The sequence below is a fragment of the Streptomyces sp. NPDC058662 genome (assembly GCF_042716255.1).
GTDB lineage: Bacteria > Actinomycetota > Actinomycetes > Streptomycetales > Streptomycetaceae > Streptomyces.
The window spans coordinates 1-19,617 of the sequence record NZ_JBHXRU010000019.1 but is presented as its reverse complement, the minus strand read 5'-3'; the positions used below and the strand labels follow the sequence as shown (position 1 = coordinate 19,617).

Sequence of the window (19,617 nt, the reverse complement as noted above, 5' to 3'; positions counted from 1 at the left end):
GAGGCACCCCCCGTGTCCGCAACCCCCCGGTCCGCAACCCCCCTGTCGAGCGGCGGACTTCAGAACAGCGCGCGGTGGCGGCGGAGCAGCCGCAGCACCGGAATGAACAACTGCGTGGAAACGGCCGTCCTCGGCGGCGGCCTGCTGGCCGTCCGCGACTCCAAGCGGACGGACGGCCCGGCCGTGCTCTTCACCGGGCCGGCCTGGGACGGCTTCCTCGCACAGGTACGGGCGGACCTGGCCTAGAGCCAGCCCTCGGACCGCGCCCACCCGTCCGCGGCGCCGGCCGGAGCGGTCGACAGGATCGTCTCCACGGCCCGGGTGATCTCCTCCCCCGTGAGATCGGCCCGGGCGGTCAGTCGGAGCCGGGAGATGCCGTCCGGCACCGACGGAGGCCGGAAGCACCCCACGGACAGACCCGCTTCGCGGCAGTCGGCGGCCCAGCGCAGTGCCGCCGATGCCGACGGGGCACGTACCGACACCACGGCCGCGTCCGGCCGGGCCGCGGTCAGGCCGGACGCGGTGAGCCGCCCGTACAGCTGGGCGGCCACCTCGCGGGCGCGGTCGGCGCGCTCCGGTTCCTGCCGCAGCAGCCGCAGGCTCGCCAGCGCCGCGCCCGCGGCGGCCGGGGCCAGGCCGGTGTCGAAGATGAAGGTGCGGGCCGCGTTGACCAGGTGCCGGACCACCTTGGCCGGGCCGAGGACCGCCCCGCCCTGACTGCCCAGGGACTTGGAGAGGGTCATGGTGGCGACGACATCGGGCGCCCCCGCGAGCCCCGCGGCGTGCAGCGCGCCGCGGCCGCCCTCGCCCAGCACACCCAGGCCGTGCGCGTCGTCCACGACCAGGGCCGCGCCCTCGGCCCGGCAGGCCGCCGCGTACGCGGCGAGCGGGGCGGCGTCCCCGTCCACGCTGAACACCGAGTCGGTGACCAGCAGCGCCCGGCCCCCGTGGGCGGCCAGCGCCTTGCGCGCGGCGGCCGGGTCGGAGTGCGGGATCACGGCGGTCTCGGCGCGCGAGAGGCGGCAGCCGTCGACGATGGAGGCGTGGTTCCCGGCGTCGGAGACGACCAGCGTGCCCCGGTCGCTGAGCGCGGTGACGGCGGCGAGGTTGGCCGCGTAGCCGGAGGACAGGACCAGCGCCGCCTCGAAGCCGCAGTAGGCGGCCAGCTCCCGCTCCAGCTCCGCGTGGAGCTCGGTGGTTCCCGTGACCAGACGCGATCCGGTGGCTCCGGCCCCCCAGCGCTCGGCCGCCTCCCGCGCCCCCCGAACGGTCCCGGGGTGGCGGGACAGGCCGAGGTAGTCGTTGCTCGCGAGGTCCAGGAGCGGCGAGGGCGCCGGGCGCGGGCGGAGCGTCCGGACGAGTCCGGCCTTCTCGCGCGCCCGCTCCGCGTCGTCGATCCAGGCGAAGACGTCCACGGGGTCGGGGGCGTGCTGGGGCATCGGCGGGTCCTCGTTTTTTGTCGGCAGTCCACAGACCCGCACGACCCTATCGGCCGCTACCCGAGCGTCAGGTGTGGCGATACACACACTCCGTTCCGGCCATGTTGTTCGATCTCTCCTTGGCCGGGAGTGGTGGTGTGGTCCAGGATCGGCCTCATGGACCTGCTGAACACCCTGGTGGAAAAGGGACTGCGGCGCGAGCTGCCGACCCGCGAAGAAGCACTCGCCGTCCTGGCGACCTCTGACGACGAACTGCTCGACGTGGTGGCCGCGGCCGGCAAGGTGCGCCGCCAGTGGTTCGGCCGTCGGGTCAAGCTGAACTACCTCGTCAACCTGAAGTCGGGCCTGTGTCCGGAGGACTGCTCGTACTGCTCCCAGCGCCTGGGATCGAAGGCCGAGATCCTCAAGTACACCTGGCTGAAGCCGGAGGAGGCCTCCCAGGCCGCCGCGGCCGGTGTCGCGGGCGGCGCGAAGCGCGTCTGCCTGGTCGCGAGCGGCCGCGGGCCCACGGACCGGGACGTGGACCGCGTGGGCAGGACGATCGCGGCGATCAAGGAGCAGAACGAGGGCGTCGAGGTCTGCGCGTGCCTGGGACTGCTGTCGGACGGCCAGGCCGAGCGGCTGCGGGACGCCGGCGCCGACGCGTACAACCACAACCTCAACACGTCCGAGGCGACCTACGGCCAGATCACCAAAACCCACACCTACGCGGACCGCGTGGACACGGTGCAGAAGGCGCACGCCGCCGGCCTGTCGGCCTGCTCCGGCCTGATCGCGGGCATGGGCGAGAGCGACGAGGACCTGGTCGACGTCGTCTACTCGCTGCGCGAGCTGGACCCGGACTCGGTTCCGGTCAACTTCCTGATCCCCTTCGAGGGCACCCCGCTCGCCAAGGAGTGGAACCTCACCCCGCAGCGGGCCCTGCGCATCCTGGCGATGGTCCGGTTCGTCTGCCCCGACGTCGAGGTGCGGCTGGCCGGCGGACGCGAGGTGCACCTGCGCACCATGCAGCCGCTCGCCCTGCACCTGGTCAACTCGATCTTCCTCGGCGACTACCTGACCAGCGAGGGGCAGGCCGGCCAGGCCGACCTGGACATGATCGCGGACGCCGGTTTCGAGGTCGAGGGCGCCGGTACGCAGACCCTCCCGTCGCACCGTTCGGACCTCGCGGAGGCCGAGGCCGCGGGCGGCGGCTGCGGTTCCCACGCCGCCGCCGGTGGCGGCTCGGTGTGCGGCTCGGGCGCCGGTACGGCCACGGGCGCGCAGGCCCCGGCGGCCGGCTGCGGCTCGGCCTGCGGCGGCTGCTCCGGGCACGCGGAGCCGGCGGCCGAGCCCGCCCCCGCGCGCGGCGGGGCCGGCGAGGTCCGGTCCGACCTGGTCGCCGTACGCCGACGCGGCGCGGGAACGGACCTCGCCCCCAATGCCTGACCAGCACCACGCGTACGACGTGCTGCCGGCCGCCGACCTGATCGCGCTGGACCGGCAGCACGTGTGGCACCCGTACGGCCCGATGCCCGGGCGGCAGGAGCCGCTGGTCGTCGCCTCGGCCTCGGGGGTCCGGCTGCGGCTCGCCGACCCCGCGCAGGCCGGGGGCCAGGAGGAGCTCGTCGACGGCATGTCCTCCTGGTGGTCGGCGATCCACGGCTACAACCACCCGGTGCTGAACGCGGCGGCGACCGCCCAACTGGGCCGGATGTCCCACGTGATGTTCGGCGGGTTGACCCACGAGCCGGCCGTCCGGCTGGCGGCCCGCCTCGTCGAGATCACCCCGCCGGGCCTGGAGCACGTCTTCCTCTGCGACTCGGGCTCGGTGTCCGTCGAGGTCGCCGTCAAGATGTGCCTGCAGTACTGGCGCTCGGTGGGACGGCCCGGCAAGACCCGGCTGCTGACCTGGCGGGGCGGCTACCACGGCGACACCTGGCAGCCGATGGCCGTGTGCGACCCCGAGGGCGGGATGCACGAGCTGTGGTCGGGCCAGCTGCCCCGGCAGGTCTTCGCGGACGCGCCGCCCGGCGGTTTCGACACCCCGGTGGACCCCGCGTACGCCGCCCACCTGCGCTCCCTCGTCGCCGCGCACGCGCACGAGCTCGCCGCCGTGATCGTGGAGCCGGTGGTGCAGGGCGCGGGCGGGATGCGCTTCCACCACCCCGGCTACCTGCGGGTGCTGCGCGAGCTGTGCGACGAGTACGAGGTGCTGCTCATCCTCGACGAGATCGCGACGGGCTTCGGGCGCACGGGCGCCCTGTTCGCGGCGGGCCACGCGGGGATCACCCCCGACGTGCTGTGCCTGGGCAAGGCTCTGACCGGCGGGTACCTGACGCTGGCCGCCACCCTGTGCACCGGCCGCGTGGCCGACGGCATCTCCCGGGGCGAGGTCCCGGTACTGGCGCACGGGCCGACCTTCATGGGCAACCCGCTCGCCACCGCGGTGGCGCTGGCCTCCGTCGACCTGCTGCTCGCCCAGGACTGGCCGGGCGAGGTCAAGCGGATCGAGGCGGGCCTGCGTGAGGGCCTGGCGCCCGCCGCGGGGATTCCCGGCGTCGCGGACGTACGGGTCCTGGGCGCGATCGGCGTGGTCCAGCTGGACCACCCGGTCGACATGGCGGCCGCGACCCGCGCGGCGGTGCGCGAGGGCGTGTGGCTGCGCCCGTTCCGCGACCTGATCTACACCATGCCGCCGTTCGTCACCGGCGACGGCGACGTGGCCCGAATCTGCCGCGCGATGCGCGCGGCGGCGCAGGAAGGCTGAGATGTCCGTACTGGTCGTGTCCGGGACGGGCACGGAGATCGGCAAGACCGTGGTCACCTCGGCGATCGCGGCCGCCGCGGTCGCGGCCGGCCGCTCGGTGGCCGTGCTCAAGCCCGCCCAGACGGGCGTGGGCCCGGACGAGCCGGGCGACGCCGCCGAGGCGGTGCGGCTGGCGGGCCCCTCCGTGACGGGGGTGGAACTCGCGCGCTACCCGGAGCCGTTGGCCCCGGACACGGCGGCTCGGCGCTCGGGCCTGCCGGCGACGGCGCCCGCCGAGATCGCGGAGGCGGCGGCGCGGCTCGCCGAGACGCACGACCTCGTCCTGGTGGAGGGCGCGGGCGGACTGCTCGTACGGTTCGACGAGGCGGGCCACTCGCTCGCGGACGTGGCCCGCCTCCTGGACGCCCCGGTCCTGGTGGTGGCCCCGGCGGGACTCGGCACGCTCAACTCCACCGCGCTGACGGCGGAGGCACTGCGCGCCCGCGCCCTGACCGCGCTCGGGGTGGTGGTGGGCAGTTGGCCCACCGCCCCGGACCTCGCCTCCCGCTGCAACCTGGCGGACCTTCCCCGCGTCTGCGGTCTCCCCCTCCTGGGCGCGGTCCCGGCGGGCGCGGGCACCCTCCCGCCGCCCCTCTTCCGCGCGTCCGCCCCCGAGTGGCTCGCCCCCACCCTCGCCGGCACCTGGTCCGCCCCCACCTTCCTGACCACCTGGTCCCCACCTCCCTACACCCCCACGGGCCCCTGACCCCCCGAGCCCCGAGCGGAGCCCCCTCCATCCGCGCGGCGAGCCACGGACCCCCGCCCGACCGGCGTTCGAGGCGCGGGGCGCACCCCAGTCCAGCCCCACGGGGCCCGGGCAGAGCCCCCTCCAGCCCCGCCGACGCTTGAGGCGCGGGGCAATCCCCCGCCCAGCCCCACGCAGGGCCCGGGCAGAGCCCCCTCCGGCCTGGCCGACGCTTGCGGCGCGGGGCCGGGGCAGAGCCCCCTACAGCCCTGCCGGCGCTTTAGGCTTTGCCCGGGCCCCCGTCCAGCCCCACGCAGGGCCCGGGCGGAGCCCCCCCTACAGCCCCGCCGGCGTTTGAGGCGCGGGGCCCGGGGCGGAGCCCCGCACACCACCCGAGCCCACCCCTGGGACTCCGCCGGAACCCTCCGCCCCAGCCCCCGGTCGGCACGCACCCACCCCCCACCCCGGGAGGGATGACGCGCAAGCGACCGGGCAGGCTCCACGTACGGGTACGTACCCGGCCGCCCCCGGAGGTCGTCATGCCGCGCCGCCGCCCCACCACCCCGCCCCGAGACACCGCTCGTGATCCCGTCCGCCACCCCCTCTTCGCCCGTTTCTACGCCCGCGCCAGCACCACCGCCGACACCCGGGGCGGCATCGCCGCCCTCCGTCGTGAGCTGCTGCACGGCGTCTCCGGCCGGGTCATCGAGATCGGCGCCGGCAACGGCCTGAACTTCGCGCACTATCCCCGCGCCGTCTCCGAGGTGGTCGCGGTCGAACCGGAGCGCACCCTGCGCCGCCTCGCGTCCTCCGCCGCCCTGCGCGCCGAGGTGCCGGTGGACATCGTGCCGGGGACCGCCGAGGCCCTCCCGGTGAAGAGCGAGGCCTTCGACGCCGCGGTCGCCTCGCTCGTCCTGTGCACGGTCCGGAACCTGCCGCGCTCCCTCGCCGAACTGCACCGCGTCCTGCGCCCCGACGCCGAACTGCGGTTCTTCGAGCACGGCCTGGCGCCCGGTCCCGGCATGGCCGCCATCCAGCGGACTTTGGACCGGACCGTGTGGCCCTTGCTGTTCGGCGGCTGCCACACCGCCCGGGACCCGCTCGCCGCCATCGAGGCGGCCGGCTTCCGCATCGTCTCCCAGCGCGGCTTCCGGCTGCCCGAGCGCGGCCCGGCGCTCCCGACCTCGTACTGCGTCATCGGATCGGCACGCCGAATCGACTGACGAGACCCGCGGCCCGCGTCCCGCCTCCCACGGCACGGCGACGGCCCGGCCGGTGTCGCGGGGCGTGCTCGTCACGGCGTTCGGGGGCAGGACTGGTATGAAGGTCGTTCATATCCTGGTGCCGGCGACCCCGCCACCAGGATGACCGCGCCACTTTGCCCCTCCTTTACCATAGGGGCAACGATCCCTCCCGAATGAAAGGTGTGAGCGTCCGCCCATGGGCGAGCCTCCCAGTCCACGACATACCCGTACGCGACATCGCGCGGCACCCCTCCTCCTGGCTGATCATGGGACGGAGGTGAACGACCGATGACCGAAGTGCTCCTGCTTCTCGTGGCGCTGCTGCTCTGCCTCGCCTGCGGGGTCTTCGTCGCGGCCGAGTTCTCCCTGACCACCGTCGAGCGCGGTGAGCTCGAAGGCGCCGTCGAGCGAGGCGAGCGGGGGGCCGACAGCGCTCTGGCCGCCTCTCGCACCCTGACCTTCCAGCTCTCCGGCGCCCAGCTCGGCATCACCGTGACCGGGCTGGTCATCGGCATGATCTCCAAGCCCTCGATCGCCGCCCTGCTCCAGGGCCCCTTCGAGGCCCTCGGGCTCTCGTCCGGCGCCGCGTCGTCCACCGCCCTGGTCCTGGGCACCGCCCTGTCGACCGTCGTCCTGATGGTCGTCGGCGAGCTGGTCCCGAAGAACTGGGCCATTTCCTCCCCGCTGGCCCTCGCCAAGCGGGTCGCCACCCCCCAGCGGGTCTTCAGCCGGGCCTTCAAGCCGCTGATCAGCCACCTGAACACGACCGCGAACCACATGGTGCGCCGGCTCGGCATGGAGCCGGCCGAGGAGCTGGCCTCGGCGCGCACGCCGCAGGAGCTGGTCGCGCTCGCGCGGCACTCCGCGAAGGCGGGCGCCCTGGAGAAGGACACGGCCGAACTGTTCGTCCGGACCCTGAACCTGGCCGACCTGACCGCCGAGAACGTGATGACCCCGCGCGTGCAGGTGACCGCGCTGGACGTGCAGACCACCGCCGAGGACGTGGCGAACGCGACCCTGGCCACCGGCCTGTCCCGCTTCCCCGTGTACCGGGGCAGCCTCGACACCGTCGTCGGCACCGTCCACATCAAGGACGTGCTGGCGCTCCCGGCCGAGGAGCGCCACCGCCACCCCGTGTCGAAGCTGCTGCGCGAACCCCTGCTCGTACCGGAGTCGCTCACCGTGGACCGGCTGCTGGACCGGCTGTCCGGCAAGCAGACGATGGCCGTGGTCATCGACGAGTACGGCGGCACCGCCGGTGTGGCCACGCTGGAGGACATCGTCGAGGAGGTCGTCGGCGAGGTACGCGACGAGCACGACCCGCACGAGACCCCCGACCTGGCCCCGGCCGGTACGGACGGGTCCGGGCGCTCCCTCTACTCCGCCGACGGTTCGGCGCGCACGGACCAGCTCCAGCGGATCGGGCTGCGGGTGCCCGACGGCCCGTACGAGACCCTGGCCGGTCTGATAGCGACCGAGCTGGGCCGGATCCCCGCCGTCGGCGACAGCCTGGAGCTGGACGGCTGGCGGCTGGACGTGGTGGACGCGGGCGGGCGGCGCGCCGCGCGCGTCCTGCTGCACGCGCCGGCCGAGTCCGGCCACGACGAGAGTGCGGAGGGGGAGCGATGACCGCGATCCAGTTGCTGATCGGCCTGGCGACGCTGGTCGTCAACGCCTTCTTCGTCGGCGCGGAGTTCGCGCTGATCTCGGTGCGGCGCAGCCAGATCGAGCCGTACGCCGAGCAGGGTGACCGGCGCGCCCGCGCGGTCCTGTGGGGCCTGGAGCACGTGTCGGCGCTGATGGCGGCGGCCCAGCTGGGCATCACCCTGTGCACCCTGGTGCTGGGCGTGGTCGCCGAGCCGGCCATCGCCCACCTGCTGACCCCGGTCTTCGACCTCTTCGGAGTGCCGTCCGGACTGTCGCACGCCATCTCCTTCGTGGTCGCCCTCGCACTGGCCACGTACCTGCACATGCTCTTCGGCGAGATGCTGCCGAAGAACGTGGCGCTCTCCGAACCGGTGCGCACCGCCCTGCTGCTGGGGCCGCCGCTGGTGGCCGTCACCCGGGCACTGAGGCCGGTGATCTTCGCCATCAACGCCTTCGCCAACGCCCTGCTGCGCCTGCTGCGGGTGGAGGTGAAGGACGAGGTCGCGGCGACCTTCACGGACGACGAGCTGGCGCGGATGGTGAAGGACTCCAGCAACGCGGGGCTCCTCGACGACCGGGCGAGCGAGCGGCTGCACGACGCCCTGGAACTGGGCCGCCGGCCGGTGACGGACGTGGTTCTGCCCGCGCACCGGGTGGTCACCGCACAGGAGGGCATCACTCCGGCCGGGCTGGAGCGGCTGTCCGCCGAGCACGGGTACTCCCGCTTCCCGGTGCTCGACCCGCAGCGCCGGATCCTGGGATACCTGCACGTCAAGGACGCCTTGGACGCCGAGGAACGGGAGCAGCCGTTCCCGCTGCCCGACCTGCGGCCGATCGCCCAGGTGCGGGCGGAGACGCCGCTGGACGACGTACTGACCGCCATGCGGCGCAGCCGCACCCACCTGGCGGCGGTGCTCGGACCGGACGGTGCCATGACGGGCCTGGTGACGATGGAGGACGTCCTGCGCGAGCTGTTCGGACGGCAGACCTCCGTGTAGCCCGTGCAGTGGCGGCCGTCCCCGTGCGGTACCCCGGCCCTGCCGTGCCGGGGTACCGCGCGGTAACATCGGTCCCGCCATGGAGATGAATGCCTCGTACACCAGTCACAGCCGTCACACCAGTTACGTCGCGGTCGGCGACTCCTTCACCGAGGGCATGTCGGACCTGCTGCCGGACGGCTCCTACCGGGGCTGGGCCGACCTCCTTGCCGCCCGCCTCGCGGCGCGCGAGCCCGATTTCCGCTACGCGAACCTCGCGGTCCGGGGCAAGCTGATCGGTCAGATCGCCGAGGAGCAGGCACCCGTGGCTGCCGCGATGCGCGCCGACGTGGTGACCCTGGTCGGCGGGCTGAACGACACCCTGCGCCCCAAGGTGGACATGGGGCGTGTCCGATACCACCTGGAATCGGCCGTGGAGCTCCTCGCTCCCTCCTGCCGGCAGCTCGTCCTCATGCGCTCCCCCGGCCGCAACGGACCGGTGATGGAACGCTTCCGCCCGCGCATGGAGGAGCTCTTCGGCATCATCGAGGGGCTCGCCGCCCGGCACGGGGCCCTGGTCGTTGACCTGTACGGGGCCCCCGCCCTGGCGGACCCCCGCATGTGGGACGTCGACCGGCTGCACCTGACGGCGGAGGGCCACCGCCGGGTGGCGGAGGCCGTATGGCAGGCACTGGGCCTGCCGGCCGAGCAGGACTGGCGCACCGAGCTGCCCGCGAGCCTGCCGCCGGGCTGGGCTCTGCGCCGGGCCCAGGACCTCAGCTTCGCCCGGCAGCACCTCCTCCCCTGGGTCGGGCGGCGCCTGACCGGCCGCTCGTCCGGGGACGGCCGCCCCGCCAAGCGTCCGGAGCTGCTGCCGTTCGGGGCGCCGGCCGAGGAACAGCCGTAGCACGTGTCCCGGATCTCGTAGCAAGGCACAATCACGGGCGGGGCGCCCACCTGCGTGAACGCACAGCCGCGGCCCAAGTAGAATCACTCCACGTGACAGCCAAGCCCCGCATCCCCAATGTCCTGGCCGGCCGCTACGCCTCCGCGGAGCTCGCCGTCCTGTGGTCCCCCGAGTACAAGGTGACGCTGGAGCGGCGGCTGTGGCTCGCCGTACTGCGCGCACAGAAGGACCTCGGTATCGAGGTCCCGGACGAGGCCCTCGCCGACTACGAGCGCGTGCTGGAAACGGTCGACCTCGCCTCCATCGCCGAGCGCGAGAAGGTCACCCGGCACGACGTGAAGGCCCGGATCGAGGAGTTCAACGCCCTCGCCGGACACGAGCACGTCCACAAGGGCATGACCTCCCGCGACCTCACCGAGAACGTCGAGCAGCTGCAGATCCGGCTCTCCCTGGAGCTGGCCCGGGACCGCGCGGTCGCCGTCCTGTCCCGTCTCGGCAAGCTGGCCGGCGAGCACGCCGAGCTGGTCATGGCGGGCCGCTCCCACAATGTCGCAGCGCAGGCCACCACCCTGGGCAAGCGCTTCGCCACGGCCGCCGACGAGCTGCTGGTCGCGTACGACCGCCTGGAGGACCTGCTCGGCCGCTACCCGCTGCGCGGGATCAAGGGCCCGGTCGGCACCGCGCAGGACATGCTCGACCTGCTGGGCGGCGACGCCGCCAAGCTCGCCGACCTGGAGCAGCGGATCGCCGCCCACCTCGGCTTCGCCCAGGCCTTCACCTCGGTCGGCCAGGTCTACCCGCGCTCGCTGGACTACGACGTGGTCACCGCCCTGGTGCAGCTGGCCGCCGCCCCGTCCTCCATCGCCAAGACGATCCGCCTGATGGCCGGCCACGAGCTCGTCACCGAGGGCTTCAAGCCCGGCCAGGTCGGCTCCTCGGCGATGCCGCACAAGATGAACACCCGCTCCTGCGAGCGCGTGAACGGCCTGATGGTCATCCTGCGCGGATACGCCTCGATGACCGGCGAGCTCGCCGGCGACCAGTGGAACGAGGGCGACGTCTCCTGCTCCGTGGTCCGCCGGGTCGCCCTGCCGGACGCCTTCTTCGCCTTCGACGGGCTGCTGGAGACCTTCCTGACGGTCCTGGACGAGTTCGGCGCCTTCCCCGCGGTCGTCGCCCGCGAGCTGGACCGCTACCTCCCCTTCCTGGCCACGACGAAGGTCCTGATGGGCGCGGTACGCGCCGGGGTCGGCCGCGAGTCCGCCCACGAGGTCATCAAGGAGCACGCGGTGGCCTCCGCGCTCGCCATGCGCGAGCAGGGCGCGGAGCGCAACGAACTGCTGGACAAGCTGGCCGCCGACGAGCGGATGCCGCTGGACCGTGCCCAGCTCGACGCGCTGATGGCCGACAAGCTGTCCTTCACCGGCGCCGCCGGTGACCAGGTCGCGGCGGTGGTGTCCCGCATCGAGGCGATCGCCAAGCAGCACCCGGAGGCCGCCGGGTACGCGCCGGGGTCGATCCTCTGACTCCCGACGAGCTCGACGCCGCCCGTGACCGCGTCCTCCCGGACGTGGTCGCGGGCGGTCTGCGCGTGCTGTTCTGCGGCATCAACCCCGGTCTCCTCTCCGCCGCCACGGGCCACCACTTCGCCCGCCCCGGCAATCGCTTCTGGCCCGTCCTGCACCTGTCCGGCTTCACACCGCGCCGGCTGGCCCCGGCCGAGCAGGACGAGCTGCTGAGCTACCGGCTGGGCATCACCAACGTCGTCGCCCGGGCCACGGCCCGCGCCGACGAACTGAGCGCTGAGGAGTTCCGCGAGGGCGGCCGCCTCCTGACGGCCAAGGTGGAACTGCTGCGCCCCCAGTGGCTCGCGGTCGTCGGAGTCACGGCCTACCGCACGGCCTTCGGCGACCGCACGGCGCAGATCGGCCCCCAGGAGCGCACCATCGGCTCGACCCGGGTCTGGGCCCTGCCCAACCCCAGCGGCCTCAACGCCCACTGGACCGCCGAGTCCATGGCCCAGGAGTACGCCCGCCTCCGAGCGGCCGCCGAATCCTCCGACGCCCCCTGACCGCGCCCGTCCCCGGCCTGTGCTCCCCCGCATTGGGCCGGGGGCTACGGCGGGTCGACCACCGTGACCCCCGCCATCAGCAGGTAGGGGTCGTACGCGTCCCCCCGCGTCACGTACGCCACCAGCCAGTGGTCCCCGGCCCGCCACAGCTGCACATGGTCGGTACTGGCGCTCACCTCCGCCCAGGGCTCCGGTATCTCCTCTCCTTCGGCCGCGCGGACTGCGAGCGATTCGAGGGCGAAGACCTGCGGCTCCCCCCACCGGTCGCTCAGAGCCTGGGTCAGGGCCCCGTACTCGGCGCTGATCTGATCGCTCGCCGCGATCCACGCCGAGCCGTCGTCCTCCCGGCAGCCGCCGGTCCGGCCGACCTCCACCAGGTGGTGGCCCGGGCCGCTGCTCCGCCCGCCGGACCGGTCCGGCTCCGCCGGGAACTCCCGTACGCGCAGCCGGTCGATCGTGTCGAGATGATCTGCCGTGGTCATGCCATCAGTATTCCGGCGCCCACTGACAACTGGCCGACTGTCAGGCGTCCCTGCGGCGTATCGCCAGCCAGCCGCCGAACACCGCCGCCGCGGCCCACAGCGCCGCCACACCTATGCCGGTCCACGGCCCGAGCACGCCGCCGGTGTCCTCGCTCCGCATCACCATCTGACCAGCCTTGTCCGGCGTGAACTGCCCGGCCCCGGCGGCGACTCCGCTGATGACGAAGGAGACCAGCAGGACGAAGGGGACAAGAATGCTGACCACAGCGACACCACTGCGCAGGATGGCCGTCAGGCCCGCCGCGAACAGGGCGATGACCGCCAGGTAGAGACCGCAGCCGATGACGGAGCGCACCGTGCCGGGGGCGCCCAGCTCCAGGGCGTACCGGCCCATGAACGCCTGCCCGGCGAGGAAGGTGAGCAGCCCCGTCACCTGGCCCACCACGAGGGCGAGTCCGCCCACCACGGCGATCTTCGACAGGTAGAACCGCGTGCGGTTGGGCACGGCTGTGAAGGTGGTCCGCAGGCCGGAGTTGTGGAACTCCGCGGAGAAGGCATTCGCTCCGAAGGCTATGGCCGCGACCTGTCCGAAGTTGATGGCGTAGTAGGCCGCGAACAGCGGATCGTCGCCCATGCTGCCCTCCTCCGCCGTGCCGATCGCCCAAGCGGTGAACGCCTGTATGCCGGCGGTGGTGACGAGCACGGCTATCAGGGCGCCGAGCGTGCCGCGCAGCGATCTGATCTTGATCCATTCGGAGTGCATGACAGGCAGGGTGGGCAGAGCGGTGCTCATGGAAGGCCTCCTGGTCAGGGGTCAGGGGTCGGAGTCTCAGCGGCCGGCGGAGAACTGGGCGTGCCCGGCGGTGAGATCGAGGTAGGCCTGTTCCAGCGAGGCCCGCTCGTCGGTGAGTTCCAGCATGGGGATGCCCTCCCGGGCGGCCATGCTGCCGAGTCGCTCCGCCTGTATGCCGTCGACGGTCCAGCGCCCGCCGTCGGCGCCGGTGAGCTCGAAGCCGTCCCTGGCGAGAGCGGCTCGCAGGCGGATCGGGTCCGAGGTCCGCAGCCGCACCCGAGGTGTGCTGCGCGCGTCGATGAACGCCTCCGTCGTGCTGTCGGCCAGCAGCCTGCCCTGCCCCAGCACGATCAAGTGGTCGGCCAGGGCGGCGGTCTCGGACATCAGGTGGCTGGAGACCAGGACCGTGCGCCCCTCGGTGGCGAGGCCGCGCATCAGCTCCCGGATCCAGATGATGCCCTCCGGGTCGAGCCCGTTGGTCGGCTCGTCCAGGAGCAGCACCCCCGGGTCGCCCAGCAGGGCCGCTGCTATGCCCAGCCGCTGGCGCATACCGAGCGAGAAGGTCTTGACCCTTCGGTGGGCCGCGGAGGCGATGCCCGCCTCCTCCAGGACCTCGTCCACCCGGCGGCCCGCGATCCCGTTCGAGGCGGCCAGGACGCGCAGGTGGTCGCGGGCGGTCCGGCCGCCGTGGACGGCCTGGGCGTCGAGGAGCGCGCCGACCCGGTGCAGGGGGTCCGTGAAGGAGGTGAACTCCCGGCCGTCGACGGTGGCCGTCCCGGACGTGGGGCGGTCGAGCCCCAGCAGCAGGCGCAGGGTGGTGGACTTTCCGGCGCCGTTGGGTCCCAGGAACCCGGTGACGCGGCCGGGCAGGACGTCGAAGGTGAGGTGGTCCACGGCGCGGGTAGTGCCGTACTCCTTGGTCAGTGCTCGGATCTCGATGCGGTTCATGCCTCAAGGTTCGCCGCCGGCCCCGCCCCCGCTCCTCCCCCATGCGGGGGGACCGTCTCCCCCACGTGGGGGAGACGCCGGTGATCGGCCGGCTGCCAGGATGAGGTCATGTACCGACTGCTTCGTGCGCCGATCCGGGGGATCACGTACACACGCTGGCTGCATCTGCTCGTGCCCATGCTGATCGTGGCCGTGTGGCTCTTCATACAGCCCGCTTGGCCCTGGATGCCGGCGCTGATCGTCGCGCCCTTCGGGCTGCTCCCCTGGGTGCGTCTCGCCGAAGGGCTGCAGGCGCAGTTCCTGTTGACCCCGCACGAGCACGGCAAGCACGACGGCTCCATCAGCACCGCGGCGTCCGCCCAGTGGGGGGACCGCTGGCGGACCGTGCTGTGGCTGGAGATACGCCTCGTCCTCGCCACGGTGGCGACGCCGGCCACGGTGTGGCTGCCGATCATCTCGATCGAGCTCGGCCGCATCGCCGCCGGGCAGCCCTTCGACAGCGACATGCTGCTGCCCTTCGCGCCGCCCCGCTGGGCGGCCGGACTGCTCGTGCCCCTCTCGCTCGTGGTACTGGTGGCCACGGTGGTGCTGTTGGGAGAGGCCGTCACATCCATCGCCCGGAAGCTGCTGGGGCCGTCGGCCGCGGAGCGGCTGAGCGTTCTGGAGGCACGTACCGAGCAGTTGCTGGAGCGGACGAGGATCGCGCGGGAGTTGCACGATTCGATCGGGCACGCGCTGACGGTCGCGGTCGTACAGGCCGGGGCGGCCCGCGCCGCGGGCGATCCCGCGTTCACTGACCGGGCCCTGGAGGCCATCGAGGAGACCGGGCGGGCGGCACTGGAAGATCTGGAGCGCGTGCTCATGGTCCTGCGGGAGTCGGCGCAGAGCCCCTCGCAGCGGCCCACCCTCGCGGAGGCGGACCGGCTGCTGGGCTCGGCGCGCGCGTCCGGCTCCGAGGTGGACGCGCAACTGTCGGGTCCGATCGCCCAGTTGCCGGGGCCCGTCACCCGCGAGGGGTACCGGATCCTGCAGGAGGCACTGACGAACGTGCTGCGGCACTGCGGCCCGGTTCCGGTCCGTATCCGCATCGAAGTGGCTGTCGGCCGTCTGGATTTGGAGGTCGTCAATCCGCTGCCGACCGGTCCCACGCTGATGAGGGGCGGCGGGAGCGGTCTGCGAGGCATACGGGAACGGGCCGCGCTGCTCGGCGGAGAGGTGGAGACAGGACCGTACGAGGGGAGTTGGAGGGTGCGCGCACGGCTTCCGCTGGAGCGAATAGGCTGACCGGATGCCGGTTACCGTACTACTCGTCGACGACGAACCCCTGGTGCGCGCGGGTCTGCGTGCCGTCCTGGACGCCCAGCCCGACATCGACGTGGTGGGTGAGGCGGCCGACGGCGCCTCCGTGATCCCGCTCGTACGGCAACTGCGCCCGGATGTGGTGGCGATGGATGTGAGGATGCCGCTGCTCGACGGGATCGAGGCGACCCGGGCGGTCCTGCGTACGATCGACAACCCGCCCAAGATCCTCGTGGTGACCACCTTCGAGAACGACGAGTACGTGTACCAGGCGTTGCGGGCGGGGGCCGACGGCTTCCTGCTCAAGCGGGCCCGGCCCGCGGAGATCGTCCACGCGGTACGCCTGGTAGCGGAGGGGGAGACGCTGCTGTTCCCCGCCGCCGTACGCGCCCTCGCGGCCGAATACGGGAACCAGCAGGCGCGGGCCGCGCTGGAGCGGGCGGCGCTGACCGAGCGGGAGGGGGCGGTACTGCGGCTGATGGCACGGGGTTTGAGCAATGTGGAGATCGCCGCGGACCTGATCGTCGGCACGGAGACGGTAAAATCGCACGTCAGCGCGATTCTGGCGAAGCTGGGGGCGCGGGATCGGACGCAGGCCGTGATCACTGCTTACGAGTCGGGGTTCGTCGCCCCGGCCTGAGGGCAGGACTGTCGTATTCCGGTGGATGGGGGGCTGGTTCTCGCCGCCGCACCGACCGGGCAGTACGATCCGGCTGACAGGCTCGCTAGCTGGGAGGACAGCACGTTGGGGCAGCTGACCGGCGGGGACCCCTCTCTGCTTCGGCGCATCAATTCGGCCGTGGTGCTGCGCGCACTGCGGGCGGCGGGATCGCCGACCCTCACCGACCTGACCCGGGTGACCGGTCTCTCCCGCCCGACCGTCGAAGGCGTGGTGGAGGGGCTGATCGCGACCGGGCTGGTCGTCGAGGCCGACGCCGAGGAGGGCGCGCGGCGCCAGGGCCGGCCGGCCAGGCGCTTCCGCTTCCGGGCGGAGGCCGGCCATCTGCTCGGCATCGAGATCGGCTCGCACCGCGTCGCGGTCCTGCTGTCCGGACTGGACGGGCGGGTCATCGGCGCCGGAACGAAGGAAGTAGCCGAGACGGCCTCCGCGGACGAGCGGCTGGAGCGGGTGCGGACGGCGGTCGCCGAACTGCTCCGCCGCGCCGGTATCCCGCGCGACTCGCTGCGGGCGGTCGGGGTCGGCAGTCCCGGAATCGTGGAGGCGGACGGCACGGTCCGCCTCGGCACTGCACTGCCCGGCTGGACGGGGCTGCCGCTCGGTGAGCGGCTGCGACGCTCGTTCCGCTGCCCGGTGCAGGTGGAGAACGACGCCAACGCGGCGGCGGTCGCCGAGCACTGGAAGGGCGCCGCGCAGGAGACCGACGACATCGTCTTCGTGATGGCGGGGCTCAGCCCCGGCGCCGGCTCGCTGATCGGCGGCCGCCTGCACCGGGGGTTCGGCGGGGCGGCCGGCGAGATCGGCGCCCTGCACCTGCTCGGCCGCGAGGTCACGCCGGAGCGGCTCCTGTCGACCACCGGTGAGCCCCTGCACCCGCTCGACGAGCCCGCCGTCGCCGAGGTCTTCGCCATGGCGAAGCGGGGCGACGCCCGGGCCGTGGCTGCTGTGGACCGCTTCCTGCAGCGGCTCGTGCACGACGTGGCTGCCCTGGTCCTGGCCATGGACCCGGAGCTGGTGGTCCTCGGCGGCTGGGCGGCCGGCCTGGACGGCGTACTGGGACCCCTCCGCCAGGAACTGGAGCGCTACTGCCTGCGCCCGCCCCGGGTGGCCCTGTCACTGCTCGGCGAGGCCGCGGTGGCCACGGGGGCGCTGCGGCTCGCGCTGGACCACGTCGAGGAGGAGCTCTTCGCCGTGGAGAAGACGGTCACGGCCCGCCGCCGCTGACCCGCCCCGACTCGGGGCGGGGAGGTCGCACAGCCGCCGCCCCGGCCGCGCGGGGCGGCTCGGAGCGGCGGCGTACACGGATCCGCGCGTCAGGAGGCCACGCGGGGCTCGTGGGTGATCTGGACGTCGCCCGAGTCCCCGAAGGTGAGGCGGCAGGTGTCGGCGCGGTAGGTGGCCACCGAGACGGCCGCCGTTCCGGCCGCGGTGAAGTACCGGGTGGTGACGAGGAGCACCGGGGCTCCGGGCAGCCGGTCCAGCTCCTTGGCGTCGTCGGCGCGGGCGGATCCGAGCTCCACGGAGCGGTCCTGCCCGTCGAGGACGAGCCGCTGCAGCTCGCGCAGTACCGCACGGGCCCGGGCGGGGCCTGCGGGGGCCTCGATCGCGGAGAGCCCCGGCACCGACGCGACCGGTACGTAGAGCAGTTCGGCGGCGACGGCCTGCCCCTGGGTGACCCGGGTGCGGCGCACGACGTGCACCGCCTCGTCGGCGGCGAAGGCGGTTCCGAGGAGCTTGAGGACGGCGTTCGGCGCGACCGCCTCGGCGGCGTCCACCGCCTCCCAGCCGTCGACGCTGTCGCCGGGCCAACTGTGCTGCGCGCTGCCGACGTCGACGCCGACGCGCGGCGGGGCGACGGTGGTACCGACACCGCGGCGCCGCTGCAGCCGGCCTTCGAGCTCCAGCTGCTCAAGGGCCTGGCGCAGGGTCGCACGTGCGACCCCGAAGCGGGCGGCGAGCTCGCGCTCGTTCGGCAGGACCTCGCCGACGGCGAAGTCCTGGTCGAGCGCTTCGCTGAGGACGGTCTTCAGGTGCCAGTACTTCGGCTCCGGCACCGTTTCGAGCTGCATGGTCCCCACCCTGAGTCCTCCTGCCATCGCTGCACTCGCCGTGTGATCCAGCGGCAGTTCCGCGCCTTTGTTTATTAAAGGTTCCTGCACTATCCCTGCGACGATAGGACGGCGCACCCCCTTGGTCAAGACCAATACTCATCCCTTGCCGGGCAGATCGGGCATAGGTATCAAGCCGTTCATGGGATGTTCTCGTACGCCCCGAAGGCTTGTAGTCAAGGGCTACCGGGCGGTAGTCATGACGGAAGCACTACTGACAGCCCGTCTCGTATGCATCCCGACGAGGAGCAGCATGACCGCCACGGTCTCCGTCACCATCGACTCGCCGCGGGGCCCCCGCAGCACCACCGTCGCCTACGAGCGCAAAGGCTCCGGCGAACCGCTCCTCCTGCTCCACGGCATAGGCCACCACCTGCAGGCCTGGCACCCGGTGACGGACATCCTGGCCGCCGAGCACGACGTGATAGCCGTCGACCTGCCGGGCTTCGGCCTCTCCGAGCCGTTGCCGGAAGGGGTTCCGTACGACCTGGGAACCGTCGCCCCCGTACTCGGCGCCCTCTGCGCGGCGCTCGGCGTCGAGCGTCCGCACGTGGCCGGCAACTCCCTCGGCGGACTGCTCGCGCTCGAAATGGGCCGGAGCGGCCTGGTCCGGTCGATCACCGCGCTCTCCCCCGCCGGGTTCTGGACCCCGGGCGAGCGCCGCTACGCCTTCGCCGCGCTCCTCGCGATGCGCGCCGGCGCGAGGGCTCTGCCCGGCCCGGCGCTGGAACGCCTCTCGCGCAGCGCGGCCGGGCGCGCCGCACTCACCGGCAGCATCTACGCCCGCCCCGGCCGCCGTTCGCCCGAGGCCGTCGTCGCCGAGACCCTCGCGCTGCGCGGGGCGACCGGCTTCGAGCAGACGCTGGCGGCGGGTGGTTCCGTCCGGTTCACCCACGACGTACCGGGCCTGCCGGTCACCATCGCCTGGGGCTCACGCGACCGGCTGCTGCTGCGCCGGCAGGGCGTACGGGCCAAGCAGACCGTCCCGGGCGCCCGGCTGGTCCGACTGCCGGGCTGCGGCCACGTACCGATGCACGACGACCCCGCACTGGTGGCCCGGGTAATCCTCGACACAACCCGCAACACCACCACCTGACCACCCCCGGCCCCCGACCCCCCACGAAGACCTACCGCCCGGCCACCCTCGTGGCACGAAGCCCGAAGCAAAGCGAGGCGTCCCCCAGGGCAGAGCACGGCCCCGATCACAGTCCGCGGAAGCGGCACGCATGACCAGGGCGGTCTGCAGACCGGCGGCGCAGCCCAGATAAGGGTCCGCAGACCGGCGGCGCAGCCCAGATAAGGGTCCGCAGGGCGGAGGCGCAGGGCTGATGAAGGTCCGCAGACCGGCGGCGCAGCGCAGACAAGGGTCCGCAGGCAGCAGGCGCAGGGCAAAGGGTCCGCAGGCAGCAGGCGCAGATAGCGGTCCGCGGGGCGGGGCGCGGGGCAGATGAGGACCCGCAGGGTGGGGGTGCGGGGACGGTGGGGGGTGTCCCCGCAGGCGAAGCGAACCCAGCCCCGTCCCACTCCTCCGGCCCCGCTCAGGTTCGCAA

General features: G+C 73.3%; 19 protein-coding genes. 14 read left to right on the top strand and 5 right to left on the bottom strand.

The window, feature by feature from the left end; genetic code table 11:
- Positions 1-12: 12 nt before the first annotated feature.
- Positions 13-246, top strand: coding sequence for a DUF397 domain-containing protein (locus tag ACFWUQ_RS10095; RefSeq protein WP_384535435.1), 234 nt, complete (start codon positions 13-15; stop codon positions 244-246).
- Here the strand turns inward: ACFWUQ_RS10095 and ACFWUQ_RS10090 are convergent.
- The gene (locus ACFWUQ_RS10090) at positions 243-1,439 is read right to left on the bottom strand and encodes an 8-amino-7-oxononanoate synthase (RefSeq protein WP_384535432.1); all 1,197 of its coding nucleotides are present in this window, start codon (positions 1,437-1,439) and stop codon (positions 243-245) included. The genes ACFWUQ_RS10095 and ACFWUQ_RS10090 overlap by 4 nt on opposite strands.
- 156 nt (positions 1,440-1,595) lie before the next feature.
- Between ACFWUQ_RS10090 and bioB the strand changes: the two genes are divergently transcribed.
- From bioB to mug, 9 genes are all read left to right on the top strand, one after another.
- The gene (gene bioB / locus ACFWUQ_RS10085) at positions 1,596-2,867 is read left to right on the top strand and encodes a biotin synthase BioB (RefSeq protein WP_384535429.1); all 1,272 of its coding nucleotides are present in this window, start codon (positions 1,596-1,598) and stop codon (positions 2,865-2,867) included.
- On the top strand, positions 2,860-4,188 hold the full coding sequence (locus ACFWUQ_RS10080) for an adenosylmethionine--8-amino-7-oxononanoate transaminase (protein WP_384535426.1): 1,329 nt from the start codon (positions 2,860-2,862) through the stop codon (positions 4,186-4,188). Before bioB ends, ACFWUQ_RS10080 begins: the two co-directional genes overlap by 8 nt.
- Before the next feature lies 1 nt (position 4,189).
- Entirely contained in the window at positions 4,190-4,933 is a 744-nt protein-coding gene (gene bioD / locus ACFWUQ_RS10075; protein WP_384535423.1) for a dethiobiotin synthase, read from the top strand.
- 518 nt (positions 4,934-5,451) lie between these two features.
- The gene (locus ACFWUQ_RS10070) at positions 5,452-6,135 is read left to right on the top strand and encodes a class I SAM-dependent methyltransferase (protein ID WP_384535568.1); all 684 of its coding nucleotides are present in this window, start codon (positions 5,452-5,454) and stop codon (positions 6,133-6,135) included.
- Positions 6,136-6,444: 309 nt separating this feature from the next.
- A complete protein-coding gene (locus ACFWUQ_RS10065; protein ID WP_384535420.1) occupies positions 6,445-7,785 on the top strand; it encodes a hemolysin family protein in 1,341 nt (446 codons plus the stop codon).
- Entirely contained in the window at positions 7,782-8,801 is a 1,020-nt protein-coding gene (locus ACFWUQ_RS10060) for a hemolysin family protein (RefSeq protein ID WP_384535417.1), read from the top strand. The genes ACFWUQ_RS10065 and ACFWUQ_RS10060 overlap by 4 nt, the downstream gene beginning before the upstream one ends.
- A 79-nt stretch (positions 8,802-8,880) precedes the next feature.
- Positions 8,881-9,687 (top strand): SGNH/GDSL hydrolase family protein, encoded by an 807-nt coding sequence (locus ACFWUQ_RS10055; RefSeq protein ID WP_384535414.1) that lies wholly within the window; start codon positions 8,881-8,883, stop codon positions 9,685-9,687.
- Between the two features lie 92 nt (positions 9,688-9,779).
- Positions 9,780-11,213: an adenylosuccinate lyase gene (gene purB / locus ACFWUQ_RS10050; protein ID WP_384535412.1), complete on the top strand. Its 1,434-nt coding sequence runs from the start codon at positions 9,780-9,782 to the stop codon at positions 11,211-11,213.
- Positions 11,210-11,758, top strand: a complete 549-nt coding sequence (gene mug, locus ACFWUQ_RS10045; RefSeq protein ID WP_384535566.1) for a G/U mismatch-specific DNA glycosylase — start codon at positions 11,210-11,212, stop codon at positions 11,756-11,758. The genes purB and mug overlap by 4 nt, the downstream gene beginning before the upstream one ends.
- 44 nt (positions 11,759-11,802) lie before the next feature.
- Here mug and ACFWUQ_RS10040 read toward each other — a convergent pair whose 3' ends face one another.
- Genes ACFWUQ_RS10040 through ACFWUQ_RS10030 form a run of 3 tightly spaced genes read right to left on the bottom strand, consistent with a single transcriptional unit; the run spans position 11,803 to position 13,981 of the window.
- Positions 11,803-12,240, bottom strand: a complete 438-nt coding sequence (locus tag ACFWUQ_RS10040) for a hypothetical protein (RefSeq protein WP_384535409.1) — start codon at positions 12,238-12,240, stop codon at positions 11,803-11,805.
- A 40-nt stretch (positions 12,241-12,280) separates the two neighbouring features.
- A complete protein-coding gene (locus tag ACFWUQ_RS10035) occupies positions 12,281-13,033 on the bottom strand; it encodes an ABC transporter permease (protein WP_384535406.1) in 753 nt (250 codons plus the stop codon).
- A 36-nt stretch (positions 13,034-13,069) separates the two neighbouring features.
- Positions 13,070-13,981 (bottom strand): ABC transporter ATP-binding protein, encoded by a 912-nt coding sequence (locus ACFWUQ_RS10030; protein ID WP_384535404.1) that lies wholly within the window; start codon positions 13,979-13,981, stop codon positions 13,070-13,072.
- A gap of 108 nt (positions 13,982-14,089) precedes the next feature.
- Here ACFWUQ_RS10030 and ACFWUQ_RS10025 point away from each other — a divergent pair, with 108 nt between their 5' ends.
- The 3 genes from ACFWUQ_RS10025 to ACFWUQ_RS10015 all read left to right on the top strand — a co-directional run bounded on the left by ACFWUQ_RS10025 (position 14,090) and on the right by ACFWUQ_RS10015 (position 17,183).
- The gene (locus tag ACFWUQ_RS10025) at positions 14,090-15,265 is read left to right on the top strand and encodes a sensor histidine kinase (protein WP_384535401.1); all 1,176 of its coding nucleotides are present in this window, start codon (positions 14,090-14,092) and stop codon (positions 15,263-15,265) included.
- Between the two features lie 4 nt (positions 15,266-15,269).
- On the top strand, positions 15,270-15,920 hold the full coding sequence (locus ACFWUQ_RS10020) for a response regulator (protein WP_384535399.1): 651 nt from the start codon (positions 15,270-15,272) through the stop codon (positions 15,918-15,920).
- Between the two features lie 105 nt (positions 15,921-16,025).
- Complete coding sequence (locus tag ACFWUQ_RS10015) at positions 16,026-17,183, top strand: ROK family transcriptional regulator (RefSeq protein ID WP_384535395.1); 1,158 nt, start codon at positions 16,026-16,028, stop codon at positions 17,181-17,183.
- Positions 17,184-17,272: 89 nt separating this feature from the next.
- On the opposite strand, the gene ACFWUQ_RS10010 is transcribed toward ACFWUQ_RS10015, so the two are convergent.
- Complete coding sequence (locus ACFWUQ_RS10010; RefSeq protein ID WP_384535392.1) at positions 17,273-18,037, bottom strand: GntR family transcriptional regulator; 765 nt, start codon at positions 18,035-18,037, stop codon at positions 17,273-17,275.
- A 283-nt stretch (positions 18,038-18,320) separates the two neighbouring features.
- Between ACFWUQ_RS10010 and ACFWUQ_RS10005 the strand changes: the two genes are divergently transcribed.
- Positions 18,321-19,163, top strand: a complete 843-nt coding sequence (locus ACFWUQ_RS10005; RefSeq protein ID WP_384535390.1) for an alpha/beta fold hydrolase — start codon at positions 18,321-18,323, stop codon at positions 19,161-19,163.
- Positions 19,164-19,617 lie beyond the last annotated feature (454 nt).